1 protein-coding gene is annotated in these 610 nt (G+C 77.7%); it reads left to right on the top strand.

The features are described 5' to 3' along the window. Nucleotides 1–610 (top strand): PrsW family intramembrane metalloprotease (locus KS423_RS46860; RefSeq protein WP_224285701.1); only part of this gene is annotated, 610 nt, incomplete at both ends.

Consider the following 610-nt stretch of genomic DNA (forward strand, 5'->3'; position numbering starts at 1 on the left):
CACCCGGTCGGGCCGCACGCCCGCGGCCGGCTGCGGCTGCGCCCGCACCTGCGGCCACTGCCCTACCTTCGCCCCGCCCCGCCCTCCGGCGCACCACACCACCGCTCCCGGCCGCGCACCCTGGCCGCCGGGGTGGTGCTCGGCGGGATGACGGCCTGCGGCTTCGCGTTCACCGAGAACGCCCTGTACCTGGGCCGGGCCTTCACCAGCGACCAGCGGCAGCGGCTGGACAGCATCGGCCTCGGCGACCCGCCCAGCCTGCGCGACTTCGACAGCACCGTGCAGACCTTCGTGCTGCGTGCCCTGCTCTCCCCCTTCGCCCACCCGCTGTTCACCGCGCTCACCGGGATCGGCCTGGCCGTCGCCCTCACCACCGCGCGGCGCTGGCTGGCCCGGCTGGCGGTGCCGGCCGGGCTGCTGCTGGCGATGACGCTGCACGGCACCTGGAACGCCGCGGCCGACCTCGGCACGGACGGCTTCCTGGTGGTGTACGGGGCGCTGATGGTGCCCTGCTTCGCCGCGCTGGTCTGCTTCGCGGCCTGGGCGAGGTGCCGCGCGGCCCGGCACACGGCGCCCGGCCGACGGCGGGCGGAGGGGCGGGCCCGACGGC

This window comes from Streptomyces sp. LS1784, assembly GCF_020103755.1.
In the GTDB taxonomy this organism is placed as follows: domain Bacteria; phylum Actinomycetota; class Actinomycetes; order Streptomycetales; family Streptomycetaceae; genus Kitasatospora.